Source organism: Mesorhizobium sp. M4B.F.Ca.ET.143.01.1.1 (assembly GCF_004792275.1).
Classification (GTDB): domain Bacteria; phylum Pseudomonadota; class Alphaproteobacteria; order Rhizobiales; family Rhizobiaceae; genus Mesorhizobium; species Mesorhizobium abyssinicae.
This window is the reverse complement of record NZ_SRSR01000018.1, coordinates 47994-73886: the sequence shown is the minus strand read 5'-3', so window position 1 is coordinate 73886 and position 25893 is coordinate 47994. Positions and strand designations below refer to the sequence as shown.

Here is a 25893-nt window from a genome sequence, read left to right as displayed (position 1 = left end):
GAACGCGATGGCCGAGCTTTCGCCCCAATCGAGCGCCGACGAAATCGTCGCGTATCTGCGCTCGATCGGCTCGGAGGAAAATCGCCACGGCATGCTGCGCTACGGCATCAAGATCGAGCGCGCGCTCGGCATTCCGCATGGCGTGCAGCGGCAGATCGCCAGGAAGATCAAGCGCAACCATGAACGCGCCTTCGAACTCTGGCAAACCGGTATCATGGAAGCGCAGTTCATCGCTTCCGTCACCGCCGACCCGAAGCGGTTTTCAGCCGCGGATGCGAGGCAATGGGCGGCGTCTTTCGATTCGTGGGATATCGTCGACGGTGTCTCCGATCTCTTCGTCGACACAGAGTCCTGGAGGGAACTGATCAACGAGTTCGCCGCCGACGAACGCGAGTTCGTTCGACGCACGGCCTTTGCCATGATGGCCTGGTCGGTCGTGCACCGTAAGAAGGAGCCGGTGGCGACCTTCCTCGACTTCCTGCCGGTCATTGAGGCCCATGCCACCGACGGCCGAAACTTCGTGAAGAAGGCGGTGAACTGGGCTCTTCGATCGATCGGCAAACGATCGATGGAAATGCACGGCGCTGCCCTTGCTGTCGCCGAACGACTGGCGCAGTCGACCGACAAGACGGCGCGCTGGATTGGCAAGGACGCAGTGAAGGAACTGACCAATGCCAAGACGATCGAGCGGGTCGCCGCCAGGAAAGGCTGACGGCGCCGAAATCCGCTTCGCGGAGGTGACGCGCGCGACACGCGCGGATTTCGAGGAACTTTTCGAACAGCCGGGCGCGCCGAAATATTGCTGGTGCATGGCCTGGCGCCATTCCAGCCGCGAGCACGTCCGGAACGCCGAGAAGAAGCGCATGATGATGGGGCTGATTGAGGCCGGGACGCCCGTCGGCATCGTCGCTGAAGTCGACGGCAAGCCGGTCGGCTGGTGCTCGGTCGCGCCGCGCGAGACCTATCGCAGGCTCTCAAAGCTTCAGGACGACAGCGAAACGGGCGTCTGGTCGATCGTCTGCTTCTATGTGCCGAGGGCCCTGCGCGGCGGCGGGTTCGCGGCGGCGCTGCTCGACGCGGCGATTGACCATGCCTTCGACAGGGGCGCGCGCGTGATCGAGGCCTATCCGGTCGACCAGGCAGCGCCAAGCTACCGCTTCATGGGTTTTCGCGACATGTTCCTGGTGCGAGGCTTCCACGAGATCGGCACCGCGGGCTCGCGCCGGCATGCGATGCGGCTCGAGCGTTGACGCCGGGGACGGCGGCGTCTTTACTCAGGTGCAAAGGAAGCAGCCAGTGAGCAAGCATCTCAAATCAACCATCGCGCTCTCCGCTGCTTTGCTTATTTCCATTGCCGCCGATGCCTCGGCCGAGACCGCGCATATCTTCTGGAAGGACCTGCGGCCGGCGACGCAGGCGATCGCCGAAGACGCCAACATGCCGATGATCGCGGCGAAACTGCCGGACCACGGCGAGACTCTGTCCCTAGGCCTCCAGGACAAGACCATTCAATTGGCCGGCTACGCCCTGCCGACCGATCGCGACGGCGACCTCGTCTACCAGTTCCTGCTGGTGCCGTGGACGGGCGCCTGCAGCCATATGCCGACGCCGCCGCCCAACCAGATCGTGCTGGTGACGCCGGCACATCCCTACAAGATGTCAGAGGCCTACCAGCCGGTCTCCATCACCGGCGTGCTGAAGCCAGGGATGGAGAAGAGCCAACTCTTCATCCTCGATGGCGTCTCGGTCATCCAGTCGGGCTACACGGTGCGCAAGGCCGAGGTGGCAAGCGTCAACTCGGTGCCGGACACGGTCACCTTGCCGGTCAGCTCGCCCTGGAGTTTCCTCAACAAAAAGAAGAACTAGGCAGGCTTGCGTGACCTTTCCGGAGAACGGCCACGCATCAGCACCTCAAGCCGCGTTGGCGCCGGCTTCCTTATCCAGCACCATGTAGTCGAGCGGAATCTCGGTCGTGTACTTGATCTGCTCCATGGCGAAGGACGACGAGACGTCGCGGATCTCGATCTTGGCGATCAGCCGCTTGTAGAAGGCGTCGTAGGCGGCGATGTCGGGCACCACCACGCGCAGCAGATAGTCGACGTCGCCGCTCATGCGGTAGAATTCGACCACTTCCGGAAATTCCTGGATCACCTCGGAGAAGCGCCGCAGCCATTCATGGCTGTGCGAATTGGTGCGGATCGACACGAAGACGGTGACGCGCACATTGACCTTCTCGTGGTCGAGGATAGCGACGCGCCGCTTGATGACGCCCTCTTCCTCGAGCTTCTGGATGCGCCGCCAGCAAGGCGTCGTCGACAGGCCGACTTTCTTGGCGACATCGGCGACGGCCAATGTCGCATCCTCCTGCAGGAGGCGCAGAATCTTTCGGTCAAGGCGGTCCATCGGATGCTCCGTTAGTGCATGTCGCCCAGCTTGCGTGGCGTGCGCTTTGAGGAATAGTTTGTCCATAATCCCTTTTATTCTGGCCTTTCACAAGAAAGAAATTCTGCCAGACAGGCGGAAAGCGGGTGTTTTCTTGCTGTATGCCTAACCAAGCCGATAGCGGATTTCCGACCTCAGGAAGGGCAGCAAATCCATTTCAAACCACGGATTCTTCTTCAGCCAGCCGGTGTTTCGCCACGATGGATGCGGCAGCGGCAACACTTTCGGGCCGGCCGGCGCATCCCATATCGCGCGCCAGTTCCTGACGGTTTCCGTCAACGAGGACTGCCGCGCCGTGCCCATGTGCCAGGACTGCGCGTAGCCGCCGATGGTCAGCACCAGATCGATTTGCGGCATCAGCGCCATCAGTTCGGCGCGCCACGCCGGCGCGCATTCGCGGCGCGGCGGCAGGTCGGCGCCCTTGGCATCCTGGCCGGGAAAGCAGAACCCCATCGGCACGATTGCGAATTTGTCCGTGTCGTAGAACTCCTCGCTGGTTACGCCAAGCCAGCTGCGCAGCCGGTCGCCGGAGGCGTCGGTGAACGGCATGCCCGAGAGATGGACCTTGGTGCCCGGCGCCTGGCTGGCAAGCAGGATGCGCGCTGTCGATGACGGCAGCAGCACCGGGCGCGGCTCGTGCGGCAATGGCCGGCCAAGCGGCTTCTCGACGCAGATGCGGCAGGCGCGGACCCTTGCCGTCAGTCTCTCCAGCGCTTCGCTCATCCGGGCCTCAGGCGGCCGCGCTCGGCCGGCTGGAGATCGCCGCGTGCCAGCGCAGCACGTTGGTGCATTCCTCCGGCACCCTGATGCGCGCCGGCTTCATGAAGTCGATGGCGATCAGCCCGGTGATGTCGGCGATCGAGAAGCTGTCGCCGGCGGCGAATTCGCGTTGCGCCAGTTCGGCATCGAGCAGCTTCAGGAATTCGACCGCCTTCGGCTTGTTCGCCTCGCCCCACTCAGGGACCTGCGGCACCTCCCATTCCTTCATCGCCGGATGAATGTGGCGAAAGGCCTGAGCGACGCTGCTCAGCAGATTGAGCTCGATGCGCCTTTGCCACATCTCGACCTTCGCCTTGCCGAGCGCGCCTTGCCCGAACAAAGGCGGCTCCGGATTAAGCTCCTCGAAATAGCGGCAGATGGCGACGGATTCGGTGATGATGGTGCCGTCGTCGAGCTCGAGCACCGGCAGGCGCTGCAGCGGGTTGCGCGAACTCACGGCCTGCTGCTTGTGCTCCAGCGCGCCCATGTCGACAGGCACCAGCGGAACCTCGATCCCTTTCTCGGCTAGGAAAACCCGCACCCTGCGCGGGTTGGGGGCGCGGCCGCCGTCGAACAGCTTCATTGTCATCCTCCCGATCCGATCTCGCTCCATCTCCTTACCGGAAGCGGAAAAACTCGCGCAAGGCGTCGCCGATAGACGCCAAGGTGCCGTGCTTCCTTTCGACCAGTCCGTGGCCGTGCGTATCGCGCCAGTCCTGCGGCTCGTCGAAGGTGCCGGCCCAGATGCCCGCCTTGCCGGCGCGGGCCCCGGCCTCCTCGGTCTCGAAATCGCCATAGGCGACGGCCCAGCCGGCCTCGACCTGGGCGCGGTTGAGGTCGACGCCGCCCGCCTTGCAGTCACCAAGCAGCCGGCCAAAGCGGTCCTGCTGCCAGCCGCTGCAGGACACGGGACGGCCGCCTATCAGCTGCACCAGCGACTGCCGCGCGAGCTTGCCGCACGCATAGTCGGCGCCACCCCTGCGGCAGGTCTGCTGGTACTCCGGCGCGTCGATGCCGCGCATGCGAATGCGCGTGGCGCCAAGCGTGATCGAATCGCCGTCATTGACGATCGCCGCGCCCGCGGCCTCGCGCGTCTCGAAGCGGTCGAGGCGGGCCGCGAGCAGGATCAGCAGACCGAGCAGAACTATGGTCAGGCAATAGTCGAAAAGCCGCCGCCACAGGCTGCGAGGCGGCTGCGGAGCGTATCGCCGGCGCGGCCTCGGCGACCAGGAACGGCTCATATGGCAAACAGTCTCTTAATCATTCGAACGTAGCTTAACGAATTGAAATCGCTGCGCGCAGAAATTGAAGTTTGTATGCCTTTGCTACGCTCGAACACAGCGGACAAATTCATTGTGGACCGCAGGAAACCGCATCGCAACAGCGATGTGGCGCGCGCGGTGCGCAGAACCCGTGACCGTCTTTCGCAGCAGGCCGGCAATCTCGATTTCGACCGCGAGCTCCTGAAGCTGCATGCCCGCACCATGGTGGTCAGCGCGACCGCCATACCGATCCTGGTGCTGGCGATCGCCGCGACCGGCCTGTTGGCCGGCCTCGACAAGAAGATCGGCATCTGGGCGCTGTTCACCCTGCTTTGCTACGCGATCGTCGCCTTCATGGCGCGGCGCATCGAGCGGACGGAAGCGTCCCAGATCGATCCGTCGCAGGCGCGGCGCGATTTCCTCATCGGGCATTTCCTGTGCGGCCTTGGCTGGGCCTGGTTCGCCTGGTTCGGTTGCGACACCTGCCAGATCGATCAGTTCCAGGTGGTCAAGGCGATGGTGCTTCTGGTCGCCATGGCGGCCACCGCGGTGATGGCATCCTCGCTGGGCGGCGCGCTGCTGGCGACCTTCGCGATTCCCGTCGCCGTCTATGCCTATGCCGGAGCACGAACGTGGCTGCCGATCGAGGTTATCATGGCCGCGCTGCTGGTCACCGCCCTGCCCTTCTTCGCCTACGTCGCGCGCAATCTCAACCAGGCATCGCTGATGCTGATGTCATTCCGTTCGGAGAAGGATGCGTTGATCGCCGAGGTCGAAACGGCGAAATCGATGTCGGACGAGGCGCGGCGTCGGGCCGAGGATGCCAATCTGGCGAAGTCGCGCTTCCTCGCCTCGATGAGCCATGAGCTCAGGACCCCGCTCAACGCCATTCTCGGATTTTCCGAAGTGATGGCCAATGAAGTGCTCGGCCCGATGAACAACCCCACCTATCGCGACTATGCTCATGACGTGCACGAGTCCGGCCAGCATCTGCTCGACCTGATCAACGAGATCCTCGACCTGTCGCGCATCGAGGCTGGCCGGTACCAGCTCAACGAGGAGCCGGTAATGCTGCTCACCATCGCCGAGGACTGCTGCCACATGATGGAGTTGAAGGCGCGCAACAAGGACATCCGCGTCATCCAGGATTTCGAAACCACCTTGCCGCGCCTGTTCGCCGACGAACGCGCGGTGCGGCAGATCGCGCTCAACCTCCTGTCCAACGCCATCAAGTTCACGCCGTCCGGCGGCGAGGTTCGCGTGCGCGTCGGCTGGACCGCCGGCGGCGGGCAATACATCTCGGTCAAGGACAATGGGCCGGGCATTCCGCAGGAAGAAATCCCGGTCGTGCTTTCAGCCTTCGGCCAGGGTTCGATCGCCATCAAGAGCGCCGAGCAAGGCACCGGCCTCGGCCTGCCGATCGTGCAGGGCCTGCTCGCCATGCATGGCGGCGAATTCGAGCTTCACTCCAAGCTGCGCGAGGGCACCGAGGCGATCGCCATCTTCCCGCTCAGCCGGGTGATGGAGGAACTGCCGGCCCTGCCGACCAAGACGGTCGCGGCGCGCCGGCGCTAGGTCCGGGCCGCGGCCGCCATGCCGGAACTGGTGAGGGCGGCAGCCTTGACCAGGCCGGCGGCAAGGCCTGCTCCCACAGCTTCGCCATGGCTGACGCCAAGATCGAGCAACGGCCGCAAGCCAAGCCGTTCGATTGCCCTGGCGTGTCCCGGTTCCGGCGACAGGCTGGCCACCAGGCAGTGGGCGATCGCCGCTGGGTTGGCGGCGTGCAGAACAGCGGCCGTCGCCGTCGCCGCAAATCCGTCCAGCAGCACCGGGATCTTCTGCATGCGGGCAGCGAGGATGGCGCCGGCGATCGCCGCGAACTCGCGGCCGCCGACACGGCGCAAGGCTTCGAGCGGATCGCTGAGGCCGGCGCCGTGAAAGGCAAGCGCCCGATCGACCGCTTCAGCCTTGCGCGCCATCATCGCCGCGTCGGCGCCCGATCCGGGCCCGACCCAATCGATACCAGCGCCGCCGAACAGCGCGGCTAACAGAGCGGCGGCGACGGTGGAATTGCCGACGCCGAGATCGCCGAGACAAAGGAGATCGGCACCGCCGGCGACCGCTTCCATGCCGAAGGCCATGGTGGCGGCGCAGCCGCGTTCGTCGAGCGCGGCTTCCTCGGTGATGTCTCCGGTCGCAACATCCAGCGCCAGGTCAAAGACCTTGAGGCCGAGGTCGTTGGCGATGCAGACCTGGTTGATCGCCGCTCCCCCGGCCGCGCACAGTTCCACTGCATTGGCGGTCGCCGCCACCGGCCGCGGCGAGACGGCATGGCGGGTGACGCCGTGGTTCCCGGCGAAGATCGCCACCTGCGGCCGCCTGACCGCCGGCGGCGCCTGCCCGCTCCAGGCAGCGAGCCAGGCAGCGATGTCCTCGACGCGGCCAAGCGAGGCCCTGGGCTTGTCGACCTTGGCAAACACCGCGCGCACGCGCGCCTCGGCCGCCTGATCGGCCGGCGGCAGGTTTGCCAGAAGGTTGCGAAAATCGTTGAAAGGCGATGCGCTGGTCATGCGGCCTACAATGGTTTGCTGGAAGGTTTGAGCGGCATAACCGCCTTGCTGCGCCAGCACAACCTTCTGGGCTTGCCGTGAAAGCAGCAAAGCGCGGCGCATTCCGTGGGGCTTGCATTGGCATGGACGTTGCACCATGTGGAAGTAGCGCAAGAGAACATCATGACGGCCATCGAATCCCCGTGCATCCTGGTCTGTTCGATCGACATGAAAACCGGCTTCTGCTTCGGCTGCGGCCGCACGCGCGACGAGATCTCCGCCTGGATCGGGATGACTCCGGAGGTTCGCCGCGCTGTCATGGCCGAGTTGCCGGCACGGCTGGAGACGGTGGAGCGGCGGCCGCGCCGGGAGACCCGCCGCACCCGCATGGCGCGCGAGCGCGACGCGTTGTCGTGAAGGGGCAACACCGATGAACCGCCTGTTCTGGATCCTGATGGTGGTGATCGGCGCCGGCGCGCTGCTTTTGATGCTAAACGATTCGGCGGGCAGCACGTTTGGCGTCGACAACTACGATTTCAGCCGGCTGATCTGGCTCGGCGCGTTCGGCACGCTGATCGGCGCCGGCCTGCTGCGCTCCGGCAGGCCGCTCGGCGACATGGCCCGCAATCTCGGCACCTGGGCCGTCATCGTGCTGGCGCTGATCGCCGGCTATCAATACCGCTATGAGCTGCAGGACGTGGCCAGCCGGGTGACGGCGGGCCTTGTCCCCGGCAGCCCGCTTGCGCTGGGCGTGGAGGACGGCCACGCCACGGTCACCCTGGACAAGGCCGACAATGGCCATTTCGAGGCGCGCATCCTGATCAACGGCGCGCCGGTGCGAGCCGTTGTCGATACCGGCGCAACCAGCATCGTGCTGACCGCGGAGGACGCCCAGGCCGCCGGCTTCAATCCGGCCACGCTCAACTTCACCATACCGGTCTCGACCGCCAACGGCATGGCGCGCGCCGCCGCCGTGAAGACCGACGAAGTGGCGATCGGCGGCATCGTGCGCAAGGACATGGCCGTGATGATCGCCGCGCCCGGCATGCTCGGCCAGAGCCTGCTCGGCATGAACTTCATCGGCTCGCTGTCGGGCTTCGACGTGCGCGGCGACCGCATGGTCCTGCGGGACTGAATGCCCTCAGGCCGCTTCGGCCGCCGTCCCGCTGAGGTCGACAGCGGCAAAGGCCGTCTTCAACACATCCGGCCCGGCGCCCGGCCTCGTCGCGTCCGTCGACAGGATCTGCCGGTAGCGGCGCGCGCCCGCCAGGCCGTGGAACAGGCCGACCATGTGGCGCGTGACGTGGCCGAGCCGCCCGCCCTTCTCGATATGGCGCGCGGCATAGGCCGCCATGGCATCGATCAGCGCGGCATAGTCGAAAGCCGCGGGCGGCTCGTCGTAGAACATGGCATCGACGCCGGCCAGGATGCCCGGCGTGTGGTAGGCGGCGCGGCCGAGCATGGCGCCATCGACATGGCAAAGGTGCTCGCGCACCGCGTCCAGCGATTGGATGCCGCCATTGATGCCGATGAATTCATTCGGCTTTCTCACCTTGAGACGATAGACCCGACCGTAGTCGAGCGGCGGGATGTCGCGGTTTTCCTTCGGGCTAAGCCCCTCCAGCCAGGCCTTGCGGGCGTGCACCCACAATGCGTCGGCGCCGGCCGCGAAAACCCCGTCGGCCAGGTCGTCGAGCGCCGGCTCCGGATCCTGCTCGTCGACGCCGATGCGGCATTTGACGGTGACGGGAATTTTCACTCTGGCCTTCATCGCCGCGACGCAGTCGGCGACAAGCACCGGGGTCTTCATCAGGCAGGCGCCGAACGTGCCCGACTGGACGCGGTCCGACGGGCAGCCGACATTGAGGTTGATCTCGTCATAGCCGAAGGCCTCGCCGACCGCCGCCGCCTCGGCAAGCTTGCCGGGATCGGACCCGCCGAGCTGCAGCGCCACCGGATGCTCCGCCGCGTCGAAGCCGAGCAGCCGCTCGCGCGCGCCCTGGATGATCGCATCGGCCACCACCATCTCTGTATAGAGCAGCGCCCGGCGCGTCAGTTGACGGTGGAAGAACCGGCAATGCCGATCCGTCCAGTCCATCATGGGCGCGATGGCGAGGCGCATCTTCTTGTAATCGCTGCTCTTCATATCCGGCGGTTCTCGAGTCCTCGGTCAACGAGGCGTCGCGCTCACATAAGCGATTTTGCAGCGATTTCCTACCCGGCCGCGAAGAGCAAGCGTGCCCCGATCTCGACGCGGAACTCTGGATTGCGAACGGCAGAGCAGAAATGGGCGGTACAACCGGCCCATTCCCAATCAATCCTCCTCAACCGGAGCCGGGATCTCATCCGGTAGGTTTTGCCGTCCAACCCGGTCGGCGACGAGCATCGAAAGCATCATCTCGACAAGGCCATTGGCGCCCCCCTTCTCGCCGCCGGTAGCGCCGATCTGGATCTGCGGCACGAGCGGTAGCTTGCCATTTTCGATGGCCTCGGCGAAGCGCATGAGAACCTGCGAGTTGAGCTGATAGTCCGGTCCGCCGAAAGCCGCGACCTTCTTCTCGGTGGCCTCGGCCTCCGCCAGGCCGACAGCGCGCACCTTCTCGGCCTCCGCAAAACCGGTCGCCTTGATGCGTTCGGCATCGGCAAGCGCGACAGCCTTGATCATGTCGGCCTCGCCCTGGCCGGCGAGGCGCACCTTCTCGGCTTCTGCCTTGGCATTGACCTGAATGGTTTCCGCCTCCTGACGGGTGCGGGCGAGTTGCGCCTTGCCCTCGTTCTCACTGATCTCGATGGTAAGTGCCGACGTCGTGATCTTGGCTTGCTGTTCGGCAAGCGCCTCCTTCTCTCGCAACGTGCGTTCCTGAGTGGCCGCCCTCTCCTGCAATTTATAAGTCTCGACCTTTTCGACTGCGATCTGGCGGTCGCGCAGCTGGATCAGGATCTGCTCTATGCTGTTCTGGTCATTGGCGGCACGGGGTGTGCCAATCAACACTTCCTGCAGCTCGAGGCTGTAGGAATTGAATTTTTCGCGCATCTCCTCGCCGGATTTGCGCTGGATATCGCTACGCTCCTGCAAAAGCTGGATCAGCGTCTTTGTCTGGGCGATATTCTTGAAATAGGCAGAAACCATCGGGTCGAGCGTCTGTTCGACCAGCCGCTTGATGTCGCCGAAACGCTGCACCACGAGCGGCGCCTTCATATAGTCGATATGCACGACGACGGAGAGCGGCAGCACAGGCTCGAACGCATCCTTGGTGATCAACGAGACTTCAGACAGGTTCTCGTCCAGCCTGTGTTCGCCAAACTGCTCCTTCGTCCATTTGAGCACGAAGTTGGTGGTCGGCACGGTGACGATATTGCCGGCATAGGTATTGAACGCATACTTGCCCGGCAGCAGCGGTGTCGACCAGACACCGCGTGCGCCGACTTCGACCAGTTCGCCATGACGGTATGCCTGCCCGGATATATCGGCGCCGTGGCGGCCGTTATAGGAGACGACGACACCCACCGTGCCAACGTCGATGATTGTCTTCTCGACCAGTTCGACGGTCGCGAAAATGCGATTGAGGAAGTAGCTGCCGTCGGCCAGCACCTGCAACTGCCGGCCACGGTAGCCACCGGCATTGAGAAACTTCTCCGGGTCCTGAAAATTGTTGTGAAAGTTCGGGTCGTTCGGATCGTTGGCGACGGTCGGTGCGATGATCTCGCCGTCCGGCAGGGCCGGACCATCATGGATGGTGACGATTCCGATCATGTCCTCGGCATTGTGGATGACGACCGGCTCAAAGCCGCCCCGCTCCGAGATCACGCTGGACATATTGGCAAAAAGATTTTGTTCCGACGGGCTCAGATTGACGGCATGGATCGACTGGGCGGTCAGCACGATGAATTGCGCGAGATTGATGGCATAGGTGCCTTCACGCAAGATCTTGCGTTGCGGTCCTTTCTGCCCGCCTTTTTCGAGAAAGCCGCGCACATCCTGGAAATCGTCGGCGTCGGTGTTGGAAGCAAGTGTCTGCGTCGGAGGCAGCGGCTTGCCATCACGGGCAAAGACATAGCCGATCTGACCCTGCGGGATGGTGACAAGATTGGCGCGATGAATCGAATATTGGAACGGCATGAAGAAATGGAGGCCACCGCGCACGACTTCCGGCTGGTAACCTGCCTCACGGTTGAGCGCGATGAAGCCATTGCTGACGGAACCGCGAAAACTCCATAGTTTTTCCAAGATGCCGAGCCTGTCGTTTGGGATGTAGCGGACCACGCCGCTCCGCCAGAACAGGATTGCCAGCACGACGACCGGCACGGCTATCTCGATTGCCGTCCATGTCATCGGCTCGAGATATTGTAGGGCTTCCATCTCTTCTCTCCTATGGGGCGCGCGGGTTCGTTCACCCGAGGGCCACCCGGTTGGTGTTTATTGATGAAGCGGGGAGATCGCGCACCGGCACGCTCGACGCACCAAGGGCTTGTCGAACGTTTGGGCTGCTCATTGTATGGGAAAATGACCGCGCATCCCGAGTCCCCAAGTAAGGGAGGCGTGGCCGTGAGCGATGTTACATCGGTGTTGCCTTGATAGACATAACAATAAATGACGTAGGTATCGCACCTACAGGTTTAAAGATACTCCGCGCGGGAATCGTATAAGTTATTTCCAACGCTTTCGCTATTTCGAAGCGTGATGGTTGCTTTTACAGTTACCAAAAGCGCGAAATGGCGTTCTTACGGGTTAGCCGCCGGCCCCCGGATCCGACTGGCTGGGCCGGCTGCAAGGGAGGAGCGAGCGCGGAACGGGAACATGTCTTCGGCTAGCTTCCAGCGGCGAGTGAAATTGGAAGTCGCAACCGTGGGAGCGCCCTTGTCTTCCGTCTCAGTTAGCGGTCCGCCCGTCCCTCGAAGGGCTACCCAGGTGAACGGCCGCATGATATTTTAGGCGCCTCTAAAGGACAGGCGATGCGCGGCTTGTTTGCAATGGTCGGTCTGGCTTTCGCGGTTGTGACGGCTGCGGCAGACCCGTTGTTCGATGCCGTTGCCGCAGGAGATCCCAGCGCCGCCAAGGAGGCTTTGGCCGGCGGCGCCGCCGTTGACGGTCGCGCGCGCGACCAGGCAACGCCCCTCATCAATGCCGCGCTTGCCGATCAGCCGGCGATCGCCGAACTGCTGATCGCCAAGGGCGCCGACGTTATGGCGCGCAATTCCGGTGGCTTCACGCCCCTTCATGCCGCAGCCTATTCCGGCAGCCTGCCTGTTGCCAAACTCCTGCTCAACCGTGGCGCCGTGCTCGACGACGCGGCCAACAAGGCAGGCGTCACGCCGATGATGGTGGCGGGCGAGGAAAACCATCTGGAGGTGGTCGAGTTCCTCATCTCCAAGGGCGCTGACGTCGCCCATCCCGAGGTCCACGGCTACGCGCCGATCAGCCGCGCCTTCTGGAAGGGCAACTTGGAGATCGTTCGCCTCTACAAGCGCCACGGCGCCGCTTGCCAGAAGCCTGAAGTCATCAAGGATACAGAAGAGAACTACAAACGGTGCATGGACATTCACGATTGATGGGAGACGCGCGATGTACGTGGCAGACGCAAGCAGATCTCTGAGCAACCTTATCCTGGCGGGCGCACTAGCCTTCTCGGTTGTCGGCGCGGCCCCCGCGCATGCCGACGGCTCGGTGAACACCGGTTACTTCGGCGGCGTGGCCATCATGGGCTATGATCCGGTCGCCTATTTCACCGACGGCAAGGCGGTCAAAGGTTCGGAGAAAATCGCTTATGACTGGCTCGGCACACCGTGGAATTTCGCAAGCGACGAGCACCGCAAGATGTTCATGAGCGAGCCTGTCAAATATGCTCCGCAATATGGCGGCTATTGCGTGGGCGAGGTTTCGCTAGAATCGGTGACGGTCAACGTCGATCCCGAGGCGTTCAAGATCATCGACGGCAAGCTCTACCTAGCCTACGACAAGCCTGATATGGAAAATATCGCCGCCCACGCCGACGACGTTTTGCCAAAAGCGGAAGCTGCTTGGCCGGCCGTCAAGGCAAGGCTGGAGCGCGACCAGATCAATTGATCCGACCGCTCGGGCGCTTTGATGTCTCCGCCCTAAAGTGTGGGGCGCTTAGTCGAGCGGCGAGAAGTGAAAAACGACGCGCGAGTTCACGAAGCTGAACGCGAACTCGCCTTGGCGCCTATAGATCGGGCCGCAATCCGGTCGCCCAAATGCGTTTTCGCTTTGCTCGCAAAGCAGATCCTCTTTAACGGATATCGTCTCGGTAATGAATTGAGCGGTAGAGCGGAAGGCCGCCTGGCCGTCATTGCCGATCTGCATGATTGCCGGCCGGGGCCCCGGCTCCGCGACGCCCTTCAGCGTGTGACCGATGACCAGGGCGCTGATGTCCTCACCCTTAAGCCGATCGCTCTCGTCGCCCTTGAAGGCATAGGGCCATTCCGGCAGACCCGCCTGCTTCAACGTGCCGATCAGGGTTTCCAAATCCTGCGGATTGCGAAAATGCCATCCCATCCTGATTGCGGCGATAGAGTCGTTGTTGGGAAGAAGTCGCAGGCCCTGGGCCACCGCCGCCCGCGCGTCTGCGATGCGGCCGGTCTGAGCATAGGCGGCGCCGAGCGAGACCAGGATGTTGCCGACCCCAGGCGCTTCGTCGCGAGCGCGTTCCAGCGCCGCCACCGCGCGTTTGCCATCGCCGTTGAAGAGAAAGACCGTGCTGGCGATCTGGCGGTTGATCGGCGACATGTCGGGGTCGAGCCGCAATGCCGTTTCGACAGCCGCGGCGGCTTCCGGAAACTTGCCGTCGAATAGGCAGACGTATCCGAGCGCGACCTGCGCTTCGACGTCACCCGGTCCGAGCGCCACGGCCCGCCGGGCCGACTCGATCGCTTCGTCGAAGCGCCGGTCCACGCTCTGCAGGATGGCAAGCATCGCGTAGGGCAGCGACAGATCGGGATTGAGCTGCAGGGCTCGCCCCGCGCTCTCATAGGCGCGCTTTCGCGCCGGGGCGGACTGCAGCACATCGTCATAGGCATTGCGCCAGACATAGACAGCAGTGCGCGCATCGGCGGCGAATGCCGCCGCGAACGAAGGATCCAGCGCGACCGCCTTTGCATAGAAGTTCAGTGCGTCCCGCATGCCCGGCGGGCGGCCGGTGAAGGCAGCGTGCTCGCCGCGCAGGTAGTAGTCATACGCCTCGAGATTGGCGGTGGGCGGGCGCTCCATCCTCTTGGTTTCCATCGCCGAGGGCTCGACGTCGAGCGCGGCGACGATTTCCTTGCGCATCTCATCCTGGACAGCGAACGTTTCGGCCGCGCGCCGGTCGAAGCGGTCGGCCCACACATGCTCGCCGTTTGCCGTATCGATCAACTGCGCGTTGATCCGGATCAGCTCACCGGTCGGCCTGACGCTGCCCTCGACGAGGAAGTCGACGCCGAGTTCGCGCCTGACGTCGGCGAGATTGGGCGGCTTGCCCTTATAAGCGGCGACCGAGTTGCCGGCGATCACGTCGAGGCCCGAAAGTTTAGCGAGGTCGGTGATCAGGTCCTCGGTTATGCCCTCGGCGAGATAGTCCTGCGCAGGGTCGCCGCTCAAATTGGAAAACGGCAATACCGCGACGGAGGGCCGTTGCGGCGCCCGCAGCCACTGCCAGGCAATCACGGTGCCGGCAACCGCGGCGGCAACGAGCAGCGCCGCACCCGTCGCTAGGATCGCCGGCCGCAGCGGGCGGCGCGGGCCGCTCAGAACCTTGCCCGCCTTCGAAGGTTCGAGGAGAATCCGATAGACGCGGACAGGGTCGGCGATGTTCTTCAGCCGCTGCTCGCCAAGGCTGGCGAAGCCGACGTCGCATTTGTGCACGGCGTGGTCGAAGGCCGTGCCAGAGATGCACACGCCGCCGGGCTCGGCCTGCGCTTCCAGCCGCGCGGCGATGTTGACCCCGTCACCATAGATGTCTTCACCCTCGACAATGATGTCGCCGAGGTTGACACCGATGCGAAAGCGGATGAGCCGGTCGTCCGCGATACCCTTGTCACGCTCGGCCATCTTGCGCTGGATGTCGGCCGCGCATTGCACCGCATCGACGACGCTGCCAAATTCGACCAGCGCACCGTCGCCCATAAGCTTGATCATACGGCCGTGATGACGGGCGATCGATGGATCTATCAACTCGCGGCGACAGGCCTTGAGCCGCTCCAGCGTGCCGACCTCGTCCTCGCCCATCAGCCGGCTGTAGCCGACTACATCGGCCGCAAATATGGCAGTTAGCCGCCGCTCCATGCGTCGCCTGTGCTCCGTTGAGGCGCGTGATGGGTCACCCGACGCACTCTACAACGGCAACCGCCGCAACGCACCCGGTCCGAGTGGAGTTGGCTACACGGGACTGAAGGTGAATCCGCTTTGGCCCGGGGCGGCAGTCACTTGGTCTGGCCGGTTCGGGCCCTAGCCGATTCTTCTTTCGCTAGCTGACGCAGAGCCGCGGTCCGCGCCGCTATGGCGCGAACTCGACAGTTCTGGAGTTAGAGCGGCTAGCGCCGCAAGGCGTAGACGTTGTCCATCGCCTCGCCGCCGAGCGGCATGGCCATCTCGTCGTCGAGGAGGCGTGTGATGCGGGCAAAGCCGGTAAAAGCTTTCCTTGCCTCCTCGGCCGACATGTTGCCGGCCATGGCGGCGGAGCAGCAGTTCAGGGCGCATTGATAGACCGGTCCGCGCCGACCTGCTGGCCATTTCCGCAAAAACACCATCGCTTCGGCGACGCTGTCTACTTCTTCTACGGGGTAGCCTTGCCCGGGCAGAATCCGCACGGGCGTAAAGAAATGCAAGCGATCCATCGTTTTCCTCCCGGCGATCGCGGTGCACAGAACCTCATTAAACACCCGGTGGGCCATTTGGTTCCACAAAAAAGCGGATGCGCGGCAAAAAAAATTCAACCGGACCGGATGCCCGGGATTTCGACCGTCAGGCAATCGATCCACGGGTGACCCGGACTGAGATCCGCTTTGCCGACTCAGGAGCGAAATGTCGATGATGGGCCGCGGTGCGCATGCGTGATAAGCGCGATTCTCGTTGAATGTCTTTAAGGTCAAAGCCGGCAAATGGTTTGCTTGCCGGTTCCCCTGCGTCAGGCTTAACCTCGCCGAATTAACGCGTGAGGGCGCGTTTTGCAAAAGGGGACACTTGCAATGACGATACAAGGCGCATCGCCCGACCTTTACAACGAGGACCTCGCTCCTGCGAAAGTACGCAACTGGGGGCCGTTCTCGATCTTCAACGTCTGGACGTCCGACGTCCACAGTCTGTGGGGCTACTATCTGGCGGCCAGCCTGTTCCTGTTCTGCGGCGGCTTCGTCAATTTCATCATCGCCATCGGCATCGGCTCGCTGATCATCTACGCGCTGATGAACATGGTAGGTTATGCCGGGGTGAAGACCGGCGTGCCCTACCCCGTTCTCGCCCGCGCCTCCTTCGGCATCTGGGGCGCCAACATTCCGGCGCTGGTGCGCGCAATCGTCGCCTGCTTCTGGTACGGCGCGCAGACGGCCGCCGCCTCCGGCGCCATCGTGGCGCTGCTGACGCGCCTGCAATGGTTCGACGAGTTCAACAAGACCTCGCACCTTCTCGGCCACTCCACCCTGGAAGTGATCTGCTTCGTCGTCATCTGGGCGTTGCAGCTCTTGATCATCCAGAAAGGCATGGAAACGGTGCGCCGCTTCCAGGACTGGGCCGGCCCCGCGGTCTGGGTGATGATGCTTCTCCTGGCCATCTATCTCTGCGTGAAGTCAGGCAGCTTCGCCTTCACCAGCGACATCCCGATGGATGTGCTGCGCGAAAAAACCGCCGATGCCGGCATCCCCGGCGATCCCGGCTCCTGGACAGCGCTCTTCGGCGTCGCGGCGATCTGGGTCACCTACTTCTCGGCGCTCTATCTCAACTTCTGCGACTTCGCCCGCTACGCGCCCGACAATGCGGCGCTGCGCAAGGGCAACATCTGGGGCCTGCCGGTCAATTTGATCCTGTTCTCGCTCGTCGCCGGCGTCACCACGATCGCCGCCTACGATGTCTACCACGAGGTGCTGCTCCATCCCGACCAGATCTCGGCCAAGTTCGACAGCTGGTTCCTGGCAGCCCTTGCCGCCCTCACCTTCGCGGTGGCGACGCTCGGCATCAATGTGGTGGCGAATTTCGTCTCGCCGGCCTTCGACTTCTCCAACGTCTTCCCGCGCCAGATCGACTTCAAGAAGGGCGGCTACATCGCGGCCGTGATCGCGCTGGTGCTCTACCCCTTCGCGCCCTGGGAAGGCAGCGCCGCGCACTTCGTCGGCATCATCGGCGCGACGATGGGACCGATCTTCGGCGTGATGATGGTCGATTACTACCTGATCCGGAAGGGCGAGGTCGACGTCGAGGCGCTCTACCGCGAAGACGGTGAGTTCCGCTTCCAAAGCGGCTGGCATGTCAACGCCTTCATCGCCGCCGGCATCGGCGCCATCTTCTCCTCGATCCTGCCCAACTTCACCAACTGGCTGCCGTCCTGGTGGGGCGTCTATGGCTGGTTCTTCGGTGTGGCGATCGCGGGCGCCGTCTACTACGTGCTGCGCACCATGGCGCTTGGCGCAGGGGCAAAGACGGCGAAGGCTTGAAATAAGGCAGTAGGCAGTAGGGCTTAGGCAATAGAGAATACCCCTACTGCCTACTGCCTACTGCCTACTGCCTACTGCCTACTGCCTACTGCCCAACCATCTCCGCCAGCCTGCGCACCGTGTTCCAGTTGCGCGAAGTACCTATGCCCATGCGCTTGTGATTGCTCGCCGCCAGCAGCCGTGAGCTTGGTCGCTCGCGCGAAAAGACGAGCCAGATGTCGCCGCCGACCGAAAGCACCTTTTCATCGTCGGCGGCATAGGCATCGAGCGCCGCGACGGCGTCCGCCGGCGCAGGCTTGCGCATGACGCGCACCGCGACCTGATCGCCGGCATCGGCGGACTCGGCCGGGAACGGATTGCCGCTCGCGAGCTTCAGCCAGTCCTCGGCGCGGCGCACGATGATATCGACATGGCGGCCGAAGGTCTTTTCGAAAGCTGCTTCCAGCCGTTGTTCGAGATCGGCTATCTTGGCCGCCCGCGCGTCGAAGACCAGGTTGCCCGTCGCCACCAGCGTCCGGACATTCTTCAGGCCGAGGCTCTCCGCCATCGCCTTGAGGTCGGACATGACGACGCGTCGCCCCTCGCCAAGGATGATGCTGTACAGCAGCGCGACATAGGTCCGCATCAAACGAGGCGCGACTGGTCCACCGCGGCCGAGATGAAGCTCGCGAACAGCGGATGCGGTTCGAGCGGCCGGCTCTTCAATTCAGGATGATACTGCACGCCGATGAACCAGGGATGGTCGGGGTATTCGACCGTTTCCGGCAACACGCCGTCGGGCGACATGCCGGCAAAGACCAGGCCGCAATCCTCGAGCCGCTGCTTGTAGTCGATATTGACCTCGTAGCGGTGCCGGTGACGTTCGGAAATCTGGGTGTCGCCGTAGATCTCGGCAATCTTGGAACCCTTGCTCAGCTCTGCCTGATAGGCGCCGAGCCGCATCGTGCCGCCGAGATCGCCGGTCGCCCTGCGCTTCTCCAGCATGTTGCCCTTCAGCCATTCGGTCATCAGGCCAACGACAGGCTCCTCGGTCGGGCCGAACTCGGTCGAGGAAGCATGCTCGACGCCGGCCAGCGAACGCGCCGCCTCGATGCAAGCCATCTGCATGCCGAAGCAGATGCCGAAATAAGGCACCTTGCGCTCGCGCGCGAACTTCGCCGCCAGGATCTTGCCTTCCGAACCGCGCTCGCCGAAGCCGCCGGGAACGAGGATGCCATGCACCTTCTCAAGCCAGGGCGTCGGGTCTTCCTTTTCGAAGATCTCGCTCTCGATCCAGTCGAGCTTGACCTTGACGCGGTTGGCGAGGCCGCCATGCGAAAGCGCCTCGATCAGCGATTTGTAGGCGTCTTTGAGGCCGGTGTATTTGCCGACGATGGCGATCGTGACCTCGCCTTCCGGATTGTGGATGCGGTTGGAGAGCGCCTGCCAGGGCTCCATGCGCGGCTTTGGCGCCGGGTCGATGCCGAAGGCGGCAAGCACTTCCGAATCGAGCCCCTCCCTGTGATAGGCCATCGGCACGTCATAGATGTGCGGCACGTCGAGCGCCTGGATAACGGCGCTTTCGCGCACGTTGCAGAACAGCGACAGCTTGCGACGCTCTTCTTTTGGAATGGGTCGGTCGGCGCGCACCAGAAGGATGTCGGGCGCAATGCCGATGCCGCGCAGTTCCTTGACCGAATGCTGCGTCGGCTTGGTCTTCAATTCGCCGGCGGTCGGGATGTACGGCATCAGCGTCAGATGGACATAGACCGCGTTGTTGCGCGGCAGGTCGTTGCCGAGCTGGCGGATCGCCTCCAGGAACGGCATCGCCTCGATGTCGCCGACCGTGCCGCCGATCTCGCACAGCACGAAGTCGTAGTCGTCATTGCCCTCGAGGACGAAATGCTTGATCTCGTCGGTGACGTGCGGAATGACCTGCACGGTCGCGCCGAGATAGTCGCCGCGCCGCTCGCGCTCGATGATGTTCTTGTAGATGCGGCCGGTGGTGATGTTGTCCTGCTGGTTGGCCGAGCGGCCGGTGAAGCGCTCATAGTGGCCAAGGTCGAGGTCGGTTTCGGCCCCGTCGTCGGTGACGAACACCTCGCCGTGCTGGTACGGCGACATCGTGCCGGGATCGACATTGAGATAGGGATCGAGCTTTTTGATGCGCGCGCGATAGCCGCGCGCCTGCAGGAGAGCCCCAAGAGCTGCCGCGGCAATGCCTTTTCCGAGTGAGGAAACCACGCCGCCAGTGATGAATACATATCGCGCCATGGGAGTCATCGCTTAACGCGGCCGGATTGATTCCGCCAGAGAAAAAACCGCCGCGAAGGCTTTTTCCCAAGAAGGCGCGACGCCCCGAAGGGCAAGAAATGTTGCAGTCAAAACAAAAGGGCCGGCTGGGCCGGCCCTTTCGGCATGATGGGTGGAGGCCTCAGATAATAACGCCTGGTTGTTATATAATAACAACCCTGGTGCCGACCTTGACCCGGCTGTAGAGGTCCATGACGTGCTCGTTGATCATGCGGAAGCAGCCATTGGAGGCGCTGGTTCCGATCGACTGCGGCGCGATGGTGCCGTGGATGCGCAGATGCGTGTCCTTCTTGCCGTCATAGAGATAGATGGCGCGCGCGCCGAGCGGATTCTCGCCGCCGCCGGGCATGCCGTCCTTGTACTGGCCATAGTGCTTGGGCTCGCGCTTCTGCATGTCGAGCGTCGGGATCCAGCGCGGCCATTCCTGCTTGTCGCCGACAGCGACCGTCCCCTTGAACTGCAAGCCTTCGCGGCCGACGGCGATCGCATAGCGTCGCGCCGTGCTCGACGATTCGACGAGATAGAGACGGCGGGCGCTGGTGTCGATGACGATGGTGCCGGCGGGGTAGCCGCTGAACTCGACGTCCTGCGGCACGAACTCCGGCTTCACCTTGAACGGCCGCTTGGCGTCCTTCTTGGCGAGAGCCGAATCAAGTGCGCGCGTTTCGGGCAGATAGCTGATCGATGACGACGACGAACCGCCGAACAGGCCTGCAAACAGGCCGCCGCTTGCCGGCTTCTGGCCAGGAGCCTCGCTGCGCAGCTCGCCATTGTTGCCGGTCAGCGCGACGTTCATCGCCTCGGCCGGCATCGGCTCGGCCGACTGGATCGGTTCGACAGCGGCGATCGGCTCGATGATCTTGACCGTCTTCTTGCCAGTCTTGGCATCGGCCACTTTCGTCTCGGCCGACTGGCCCTTCTTCGCCAGCCATTCCTGCCGGGCAGCGTCCGCCTTGGCCTTGGCTGCGTCGCGCATCGCCAGCTTGCGGGCTTCGAGCGCCTTGGTCTTGGCGGCTTCCTTGTCGGCCGCGATCTTGTCCTCGAGCTTGCTGATCTGAGCGAGATCGGCTGGCGTCGGGTTCTTCTTCTTCTTGAGAAGCTTCAGCTGCGATGCGTCGCTTTTGACGGCGACATTGATGGCGCTGGTAATCTCGACTGACGGCGATGCGGCTATGTTTGCCGGCGTGCCGGCGAAGGCTGCGGACCCCATGCCGAGCACGGCAAGGAATCCCATGAAAATGAAGCTGCGAAGCTGCATGGCGAAGATCCGATCGTGTAATGCTTTGTTGCCACGGCGTCGCCCGGCGTCCCCCAAGGACGCCGAAAGTGCCGCGCGCAATGTATAATCGATCTGGCCGAGCCGCCTCAAGCGGGCCGTCGGCCTACGCCCGGTTGAATCTTCGTGAATGTGCGGCATTTGCCGCGACTGTGTTCAAACGACAACAGATCGCGGCCGGATAAGCTTGTCCGGCTACTGGTTCGGAACCTGCGGGGTGACCGGCAAGGTGACGCCATTGGCCGCCGGCGGGCTGGCCGGATTCGCGGGTGCCGGCGCAGGCGCCGTCGTCGCGGCGCCGTTGCCCGATGAGGGCGGCGTCGCCGATCCGCTGGCGGGTGCCGCCGGCGCCGTCGAGGTCGACGGAGCGGCCGGTGCGGTGGCGCCGGCCGGCGCGTTGCCCGGCAGCTGGTCGAGCACGCCCTTGCCGGCGTTGCTGGACGACGCCGGGACACGATCGAGGATGTCGATCGGCTTTTCGCCGTAGCGCGCGACGAGCGACAGAGTGAGCGAGGTGGCGAAGAAGGCCGCGGCCAGGATCGCCGTTGCCCGCGTCAATGCATTGGCGGCGCCACGCGCCGTCATGAAACCGGAACCGCCACCGATGCCGAGACCGCCGCCCTCGGAGCGCTGCAGCAGCACCACGCCGACGAGCGCGAGCACGACCATAAGGTGAATGACGATCAGTACGGTTTCCATAATTTATCCTGGCAAGGCCTTGCGCGGCCGCGGATACGACCGGTGATTTGGAGGCGGCTCCTTACAATGCTTTGATGGCATTTCCAAGCCCGTGGCCGGAATATGGGGAGCAATGCGGCCTTTGCAACGATTTCGGCCGCGCCGGCCTGTCGGCCCCGCGGCTAGGAGATATTCAGATAGGCCTCGGCGATGCCCAGAAAATCCGCCGCCTTCAGGCTGGCGCCGCCGACCAGCGCGCCGTCGACATTGGCCACGCCGAGCAGCTCGACAGCGTTGGACGGCTTGACCGAGCCGCCATAGAGGATACGCATCTTCGCCGCAGCGCCACCGAGCAGCTCCGTCAGCTTGGCGCGGATATGCGCATGCGCATCGGCGACATCGTCAGCGGTCGGCGTCAGGCCGGTGCCGATCGCCCAGACAGGTTCGTAGGCAATGACCGTGTTGGCCGCCGTGGCGCTGGTCGGCACCGACCCGGCGATCTGGCGCGACAGCACGTCGAGCGTCGTGCCCGCCTCGCGTTCAGCCCTTGTCTCGCCGATGCAGATGATGGCCACCAGCCCGGCCCGCCACGCCGCGGACGCCTTGGCGTGAATGGTGGCGTCGTCCTCGCTGAGGTCGGCGCGGCATTCGGAATGGCCGACAATGACGTGGCTGGCGCCGGCGTCCTTCAGCATCTCGGCTGAAATGCGCCCGGTATAGGCGCCGCTCTCCTTGGGATGGCAATCCTCGCCGCCGGCCCGGACCGGGGTGCGCGACAGGATTTCGGCCGCGTGCGACAGCAGGGTCGCGGGCACGCAGACCAGCGCCTCGGTCTCGGCGTCGAGCCCACTCATGAAGCCGTTGCCGATCATCCTCAGCTCATTGAGCGAGGCGCTGGTGCCGTTCATTTTCCAGTTGCCGGCGACGAGCGGGCGGATTCCAGGCGTCATGAGCTTTGCTTTCTCCAGGCGATATTCGGCTTCCGCCCTCACTATCAAAATCAGGCCACAAAGCAATCGACAGTGGGCCGGAAGGGCGCTATTGCGCTTGTTTCAGACTCGGGCGCACGCAAAATGCGCAAAAATCGGAAGTAGGCATGCTTGGTATCTTGAGAAACGCGGCGGGCACCTGGGTCGCGAAGGCGTTGCTGTCCTTGCTGGTGATCAGCTTTGCCGTGTGGGGTATTTCGGGGCGTCTGTCAGGAACTTTGGGCGGCCATCATTCCGTGATCACCGCCGGCGGCACGACAGTTTCGATCAACGAGTACCGCCTCGCCTATGACCGCCAGATCAGCGTCATGTCGCAGCAGTTCGGCCAGCGCATCACGCACGAGCAGGCGAAGGCGCTCGGCATCGACAACCAGGTGCTGGCGCAGCTCGTCTCGGGCGCCGTGCTCGACGAGCAGGCCCGCAAGCTCGGCCTCGGCCTCTCCAAGGACCGGCTTGCCGAGCTGACGCGCGAGGACCCGGCCTTCAAGGGCCCGAGCGGCCAGTTCGACCGCAGGACGTTCGAATATCTGCTGCGTCAGGTCGGCATGCGGCCCGAAGACTATCTGAAGAACCGCTCCCAGGTGGCGGTGCGCCAGCAGATCGTCGAGGCGGTTTCGGACGGCCTCAAGGCGCCGCAAACCTTCCTCAAGGCGGTCGCGCTCTATCGCGGCGAGGACCGCACCATCGACTATCTGACGTTGCCGAAGACGCTGGTCGAACCGATCGAGGCGCCGGCCGACAGCGCGCTCCAGACCTATTTCGATGCCAACAAGAAGACCTACGCCGCGCCCGAATACCGCAAGTTCTCCTATGTCAGGCTCGAGCCGCAGGACATCATGGATCCGACCGCGGTGACCGATCAGCAGATCAGCGACGACTACAACAAGAACAAGGGGCGCTACACGACGCCGGAGATGCGCAACATCGAGCAGCTGGTGTTCAAGACGTCGGATGCAGCCAAGGCCGCGTTCGATTCGCTGAAGGCGGGCGCGACCTTCGACAAGCTGGTCACCGCCGAGGGCAAGACCCAGGCAGACACGCTGCTCGGCACGCTTGCCAAGGACAAGATCGCCGACAAGGCGGTGGCCGAAGCGGCCTTCAAGCTCGCCGCCAATGAGGTCAGCCCCGTCGTCCAGGGCGCTTTCGGCCCGGTGCTCCTGCGCGTCACCGAGATCAAGCCGGAGGTGGTGAAGCCGCTGGCCGAAGTCTCCGACCAGATCCGCAAGGACCTGGCGCTCGGCGAGGCAAGCCGCATCCTGCTCGACGTGCACGACAGTTACGAGGACACGCGCGCTTCGGGCAGTTCGCTCGCCGACGCCGCCGCCAAGCTGAAGCTCAAGGTCGTCACCATCGACGCGATCGACCGCACCGGCCAGCGTCCCGACGAGACCATCGTCAAGGACCTGCCGGAATCGGCGGACCTGATCAAGGCGGTGTTCGCCGCAGAGCCCGGCACCGAGAATGAGGGCCTGACCACCGCCGACAATGGCTTCGTCTTCTACGAAGTCGGATCGATCACGCCGGCGCGCGACCGCACGCTGGACGAGGTTCGCCAGAAGGTGGTGGCCGACTGGACGGCGGCTGAAACGGAAAAGCGGCTCGACGCCAAGGCGCAGGAACTGGAAAAGCGTCTCAAGGCAGGCACCACGCTCGACGTGATCGCCGGCGAATTGAAGCTGGAGAAGCAGACCAAGCGCGGCCTCAAGCGCGAAGCCGATGACGCCGATTTCGGCAAGGAAGGCGCCGCCGAAATGTTCGGCGTCGGCGAAGGCGGCACCGGGCTGATCCCCTCGCCCACCGGCGACGGCCAGATCCTCTACAAGGTGGCCGAAGTGTTCGAGCCGGCCGGCGCCGATGGCAGCTCCGTGCCCGACGACGCGCAGAAATCCTTCACCGCCGGCATGTCGGACGACCTGCTCGACCAGTTGGTGGCGCAGTTGCAGACGCAATACGACGTCCGCATCGATCCGGCCGCGGTTTCCCAGGCGCAGGCCCGATGAGCGCGCTGAAGACCCATATCGCCAAGGTCGCCGCCGGCACTCCTCTTTCGTTTGAGGAGGCGCGCGAGGCCTTCGACATCATCATGTCGGGCGACGCGACGCCCGGTCAGATTGGCGGCTTCCTGATGGCGCTGCGCGTGCGCGGCGAGTCGGTGAGCGAGATTTCCGGCGCCGTCGCCACGATGCGCGCCAAGATGCTGCGCGTCGAGGCTCCGCACGGCGCCATCGATATCGTCGGCACCGGCGGCGACAATTCGCACAGCGTCAACATCTCGACGGGATCGGCATTCGTCATTGCAGCGAGCGGCGTGCCGGTGGCCAAGCACGGCAATCGCGGCCTGTCCTCATTGACCGGCGCTGCCGATGTGCTCACCGCGCTCGGCGTCAAGATCGACATCGGACCGGAGACGATCGGCCGTTGCATCCATGGAGCCGGCGTCGGCTTCATGTTCGCGCCGGCGCACCATCCGGCGATGAAGCACGTCGGCCCGATCCGGGGCGAGCTTGGCACGCGCACCATCTTCAACCTGCTCGGACCGCTGTCCAATCCGGCCGGCGTCAGCAGGCAGATGGTCGGCGTGTTCCTGCCGGAATGGATCATGCCGGTTGCCGAGGCGTTGAAGGCGCTGGGCACCGAGCACGCCTGGATCGTTCACGGCGACGGCTATGACGAGATCACCACCACCGGCGAGACGCAGGTGGCGGAACTTGCCGGCGGCGAGATCCGCACCTTCGCGCTCACCCCCGAAGCGGTCGGCCTGCAGCGCCACACCAAGGACGAGTTGCGCGGCGGCGACGCGGCCTACAACGCCAAGGCGCTGCGCGATATGCTGGCAGGTGCTGCGGGCGCCTATCGCGACACCGTGCTGATGAATGCGGGCGCCGGCCTGGTGGTGGCCGGCAAGGCGACGACGCTCGCCGACGGCATGGCGAGCGCGGCACAAGCCATCGACAGCGGCCGCGCGCTCCAGGTGCTCGGTCGGCTGGTTGAAATTTCGAACGAGTAGG

Annotated in this window: 24 protein-coding genes and 1 pseudogene; 11 read left to right on the top strand and 14 right to left on the bottom strand. The window is 64.1% G+C overall.

Features of this window, described 5'->3' with window-relative positions; genetic code table 11:
- The first annotated feature begins 7 nt into the window (after positions 1-7).
- The 3 genes from EN786_RS30335 to EN786_RS30325 are packed head-to-tail and all read left to right on the top strand — an operon-like array spanning position 8 to position 1866.
- Positions 8-712, top strand: a complete 705-nt coding sequence (locus EN786_RS30335; RefSeq protein WP_135909216.1) for a DNA alkylation repair protein — start codon at positions 8-10, stop codon at positions 710-712.
- Positions 672-1250, top strand: a complete 579-nt coding sequence (locus tag EN786_RS30330) for a GNAT family N-acetyltransferase (RefSeq protein WP_127312056.1) — start codon at positions 672-674, stop codon at positions 1248-1250. Before EN786_RS30335 ends, EN786_RS30330 begins: the two co-directional genes overlap by 41 nt.
- Positions 1251-1296: 46 nt before the next feature.
- Positions 1297-1866: a DUF3299 domain-containing protein gene (locus tag EN786_RS30325; RefSeq protein WP_127312057.1), complete on the top strand. Its 570-nt coding sequence runs from the start codon at positions 1297-1299 to the stop codon at positions 1864-1866.
- A gap of 45 nt (positions 1867-1911) precedes the next feature.
- On the opposite strand, the gene EN786_RS30320 is transcribed toward EN786_RS30325, so the two are convergent.
- The 4 genes and pseudogenes from EN786_RS30320 to EN786_RS30305 all read right to left on the bottom strand — a co-directional run bounded on the left by EN786_RS30320 (position 1912) and on the right by EN786_RS30305 (position 4442).
- Positions 1912-2403: an Lrp/AsnC family transcriptional regulator gene (locus EN786_RS30320; protein WP_126054500.1), complete on the bottom strand. Its 492-nt coding sequence runs from the start codon at positions 2401-2403 to the stop codon at positions 1912-1914.
- 144 nt (positions 2404-2547) lie between these two features.
- Positions 2548-3165, bottom strand: a pseudogene (locus EN786_RS30315) (uracil-DNA glycosylase family protein); the annotation flags it as partial.
- A gap of 7 nt (positions 3166-3172) precedes the next feature.
- Positions 3173-3784: a glutathione S-transferase gene (locus EN786_RS30310; protein WP_135909214.1), complete on the bottom strand. Its 612-nt coding sequence runs from the start codon at positions 3782-3784 to the stop codon at positions 3173-3175.
- 34 nt (positions 3785-3818) lie between these two features.
- A complete protein-coding gene (locus EN786_RS30305; RefSeq protein ID WP_127286244.1) occupies positions 3819-4442 on the bottom strand; it encodes a thermonuclease family protein in 624 nt (207 codons plus the stop codon).
- 75 nt (positions 4443-4517) lie between these two features.
- Here EN786_RS30305 and EN786_RS30300 point away from each other — a divergent pair, with 75 nt between their 5' ends.
- The gene (locus tag EN786_RS30300) at positions 4518-6038 is read left to right on the top strand and encodes a HAMP domain-containing sensor histidine kinase (protein WP_135909212.1); all 1521 of its coding nucleotides are present in this window, start codon (positions 4518-4520) and stop codon (positions 6036-6038) included.
- On the opposite strand, the gene EN786_RS30295 is transcribed toward EN786_RS30300, so the two are convergent.
- A complete protein-coding gene (locus tag EN786_RS30295) occupies positions 6035-7033 on the bottom strand; it encodes a nicotinate-nucleotide--dimethylbenzimidazole phosphoribosyltransferase (protein ID WP_127310971.1) in 999 nt (332 codons plus the stop codon). The genes EN786_RS30300 and EN786_RS30295 overlap by 4 nt on opposite strands.
- Positions 7034-7195: 162 nt before the next feature.
- Between EN786_RS30295 and EN786_RS30290 the strand changes: the two genes are divergently transcribed.
- Together EN786_RS30290 and EN786_RS30285 are read left to right on the top strand one after the other, a co-directional pair.
- Positions 7196-7429, top strand: coding sequence for a DUF1289 domain-containing protein (locus EN786_RS30290; protein ID WP_127286247.1), 234 nt, complete (start codon positions 7196-7198; stop codon positions 7427-7429).
- 13 nt (positions 7430-7442) lie between these two features.
- Complete coding sequence (locus EN786_RS30285) at positions 7443-8147, top strand: TIGR02281 family clan AA aspartic protease (protein WP_127310972.1); 705 nt, start codon at positions 7443-7445, stop codon at positions 8145-8147.
- 6 nt (positions 8148-8153) lie between these two features.
- Here the strand turns inward: EN786_RS30285 and dusA are convergent, their stop codons facing one another.
- Together dusA and EN786_RS30275 are read right to left on the bottom strand one after the other, a co-directional pair.
- Complete coding sequence (dusA, locus tag EN786_RS30280) at positions 8154-9158, bottom strand: tRNA dihydrouridine(20/20a) synthase DusA (RefSeq protein ID WP_127310973.1); 1005 nt, start codon at positions 9156-9158, stop codon at positions 8154-8156.
- Positions 9159-9326: 168 nt separating this feature from the next.
- Positions 9327-11372, bottom strand: coding sequence for a flotillin family protein (locus EN786_RS30275; RefSeq protein WP_127310974.1), 2046 nt, complete (start codon positions 11370-11372; stop codon positions 9327-9329).
- Between the two features lie 593 nt (positions 11373-11965).
- Here EN786_RS30275 and EN786_RS30270 point away from each other — a divergent pair.
- Both EN786_RS30270 and EN786_RS30265 read left to right on the top strand, forming a co-directional pair.
- Positions 11966-12562, top strand: coding sequence for an ankyrin repeat domain-containing protein (locus EN786_RS30270; RefSeq protein WP_127310975.1), 597 nt, complete (start codon positions 11966-11968; stop codon positions 12560-12562).
- Positions 12563-12575: 13 nt separating this feature from the next.
- Positions 12576-13076: a YHS domain-containing (seleno)protein gene (locus tag EN786_RS30265; RefSeq protein WP_127284332.1), complete on the top strand. Its 501-nt coding sequence runs from the start codon at positions 12576-12578 to the stop codon at positions 13074-13076.
- Positions 13077-13124: 48 nt separating this feature from the next.
- Here EN786_RS30265 and EN786_RS30260 read toward each other — a convergent pair whose 3' ends face one another.
- Both EN786_RS30260 and EN786_RS30255 read right to left on the bottom strand, forming a co-directional pair.
- Positions 13125-15290: an adenylate/guanylate cyclase domain-containing protein gene (locus EN786_RS30260; protein WP_135909210.1), complete on the bottom strand. Its 2166-nt coding sequence runs from the start codon at positions 15288-15290 to the stop codon at positions 13125-13127.
- Between the two features lie 248 nt (positions 15291-15538).
- Positions 15539-15841, bottom strand: coding sequence for a DUF982 domain-containing protein (locus tag EN786_RS30255; RefSeq protein WP_127284334.1), 303 nt, complete (start codon positions 15839-15841; stop codon positions 15539-15541).
- 351 nt (positions 15842-16192) lie between these two features.
- Between EN786_RS30255 and EN786_RS30250 the strand changes: the two genes are divergently transcribed.
- The gene (locus EN786_RS30250; RefSeq protein WP_135909208.1) at positions 16193-17650 is read left to right on the top strand and encodes an NCS1 family nucleobase:cation symporter-1; all 1458 of its coding nucleotides are present in this window, start codon (positions 16193-16195) and stop codon (positions 17648-17650) included.
- 85 nt (positions 17651-17735) lie between these two features.
- Here the strand turns inward: EN786_RS30250 and EN786_RS30245 are convergent, their stop codons facing one another.
- The 5 genes from EN786_RS30245 to tpiA form a co-directional block, all read right to left on the bottom strand.
- Positions 17736-18275, bottom strand: coding sequence for a DUF1697 domain-containing protein (locus EN786_RS30245; RefSeq protein WP_127311901.1), 540 nt, complete (start codon positions 18273-18275; stop codon positions 17736-17738).
- On the bottom strand, positions 18275-19912 hold the full coding sequence (locus tag EN786_RS30240; protein ID WP_127311902.1) for a CTP synthase: 1638 nt from the start codon (positions 19910-19912) through the stop codon (positions 18275-18277). The genes EN786_RS30245 and EN786_RS30240 overlap by 1 nt, the downstream gene beginning before the upstream one ends.
- A gap of 172 nt (positions 19913-20084) precedes the next feature.
- Positions 20085-21200 carry a L,D-transpeptidase gene (locus EN786_RS30235; RefSeq protein ID WP_135909206.1) on the bottom strand — a complete coding sequence of 372 codons (1116 nt, stop codon included), beginning with the start codon at positions 21198-21200 and terminating at the stop codon, positions 20085-20087.
- A gap of 213 nt (positions 21201-21413) precedes the next feature.
- Complete coding sequence (secG, locus tag EN786_RS30230) at positions 21414-21917, bottom strand: preprotein translocase subunit SecG (RefSeq protein ID WP_127310806.1); 504 nt, start codon at positions 21915-21917, stop codon at positions 21414-21416.
- Between the two features lie 161 nt (positions 21918-22078).
- Positions 22079-22846, bottom strand: coding sequence for a triose-phosphate isomerase (tpiA, locus tag EN786_RS30225; protein ID WP_127284340.1), 768 nt, complete (start codon positions 22844-22846; stop codon positions 22079-22081).
- 146 nt (positions 22847-22992) lie between these two features.
- On the opposite strand from tpiA, the gene EN786_RS30220 reads away from it, so the two are divergent.
- Together EN786_RS30220 and trpD are read left to right on the top strand one after the other, a co-directional pair.
- Entirely contained in the window at positions 22993-24885 is a 1893-nt protein-coding gene (locus EN786_RS30220; protein WP_135909204.1) for a SurA N-terminal domain-containing protein, read from the top strand.
- Positions 24882-25892 (top strand): anthranilate phosphoribosyltransferase, encoded by a 1011-nt coding sequence (gene trpD / locus EN786_RS30215; protein ID WP_135909202.1) that lies wholly within the window; start codon positions 24882-24884, stop codon positions 25890-25892. The genes EN786_RS30220 and trpD overlap by 4 nt, the downstream gene beginning before the upstream one ends.
- Position 25893: the final 1 nt, after the last annotated feature.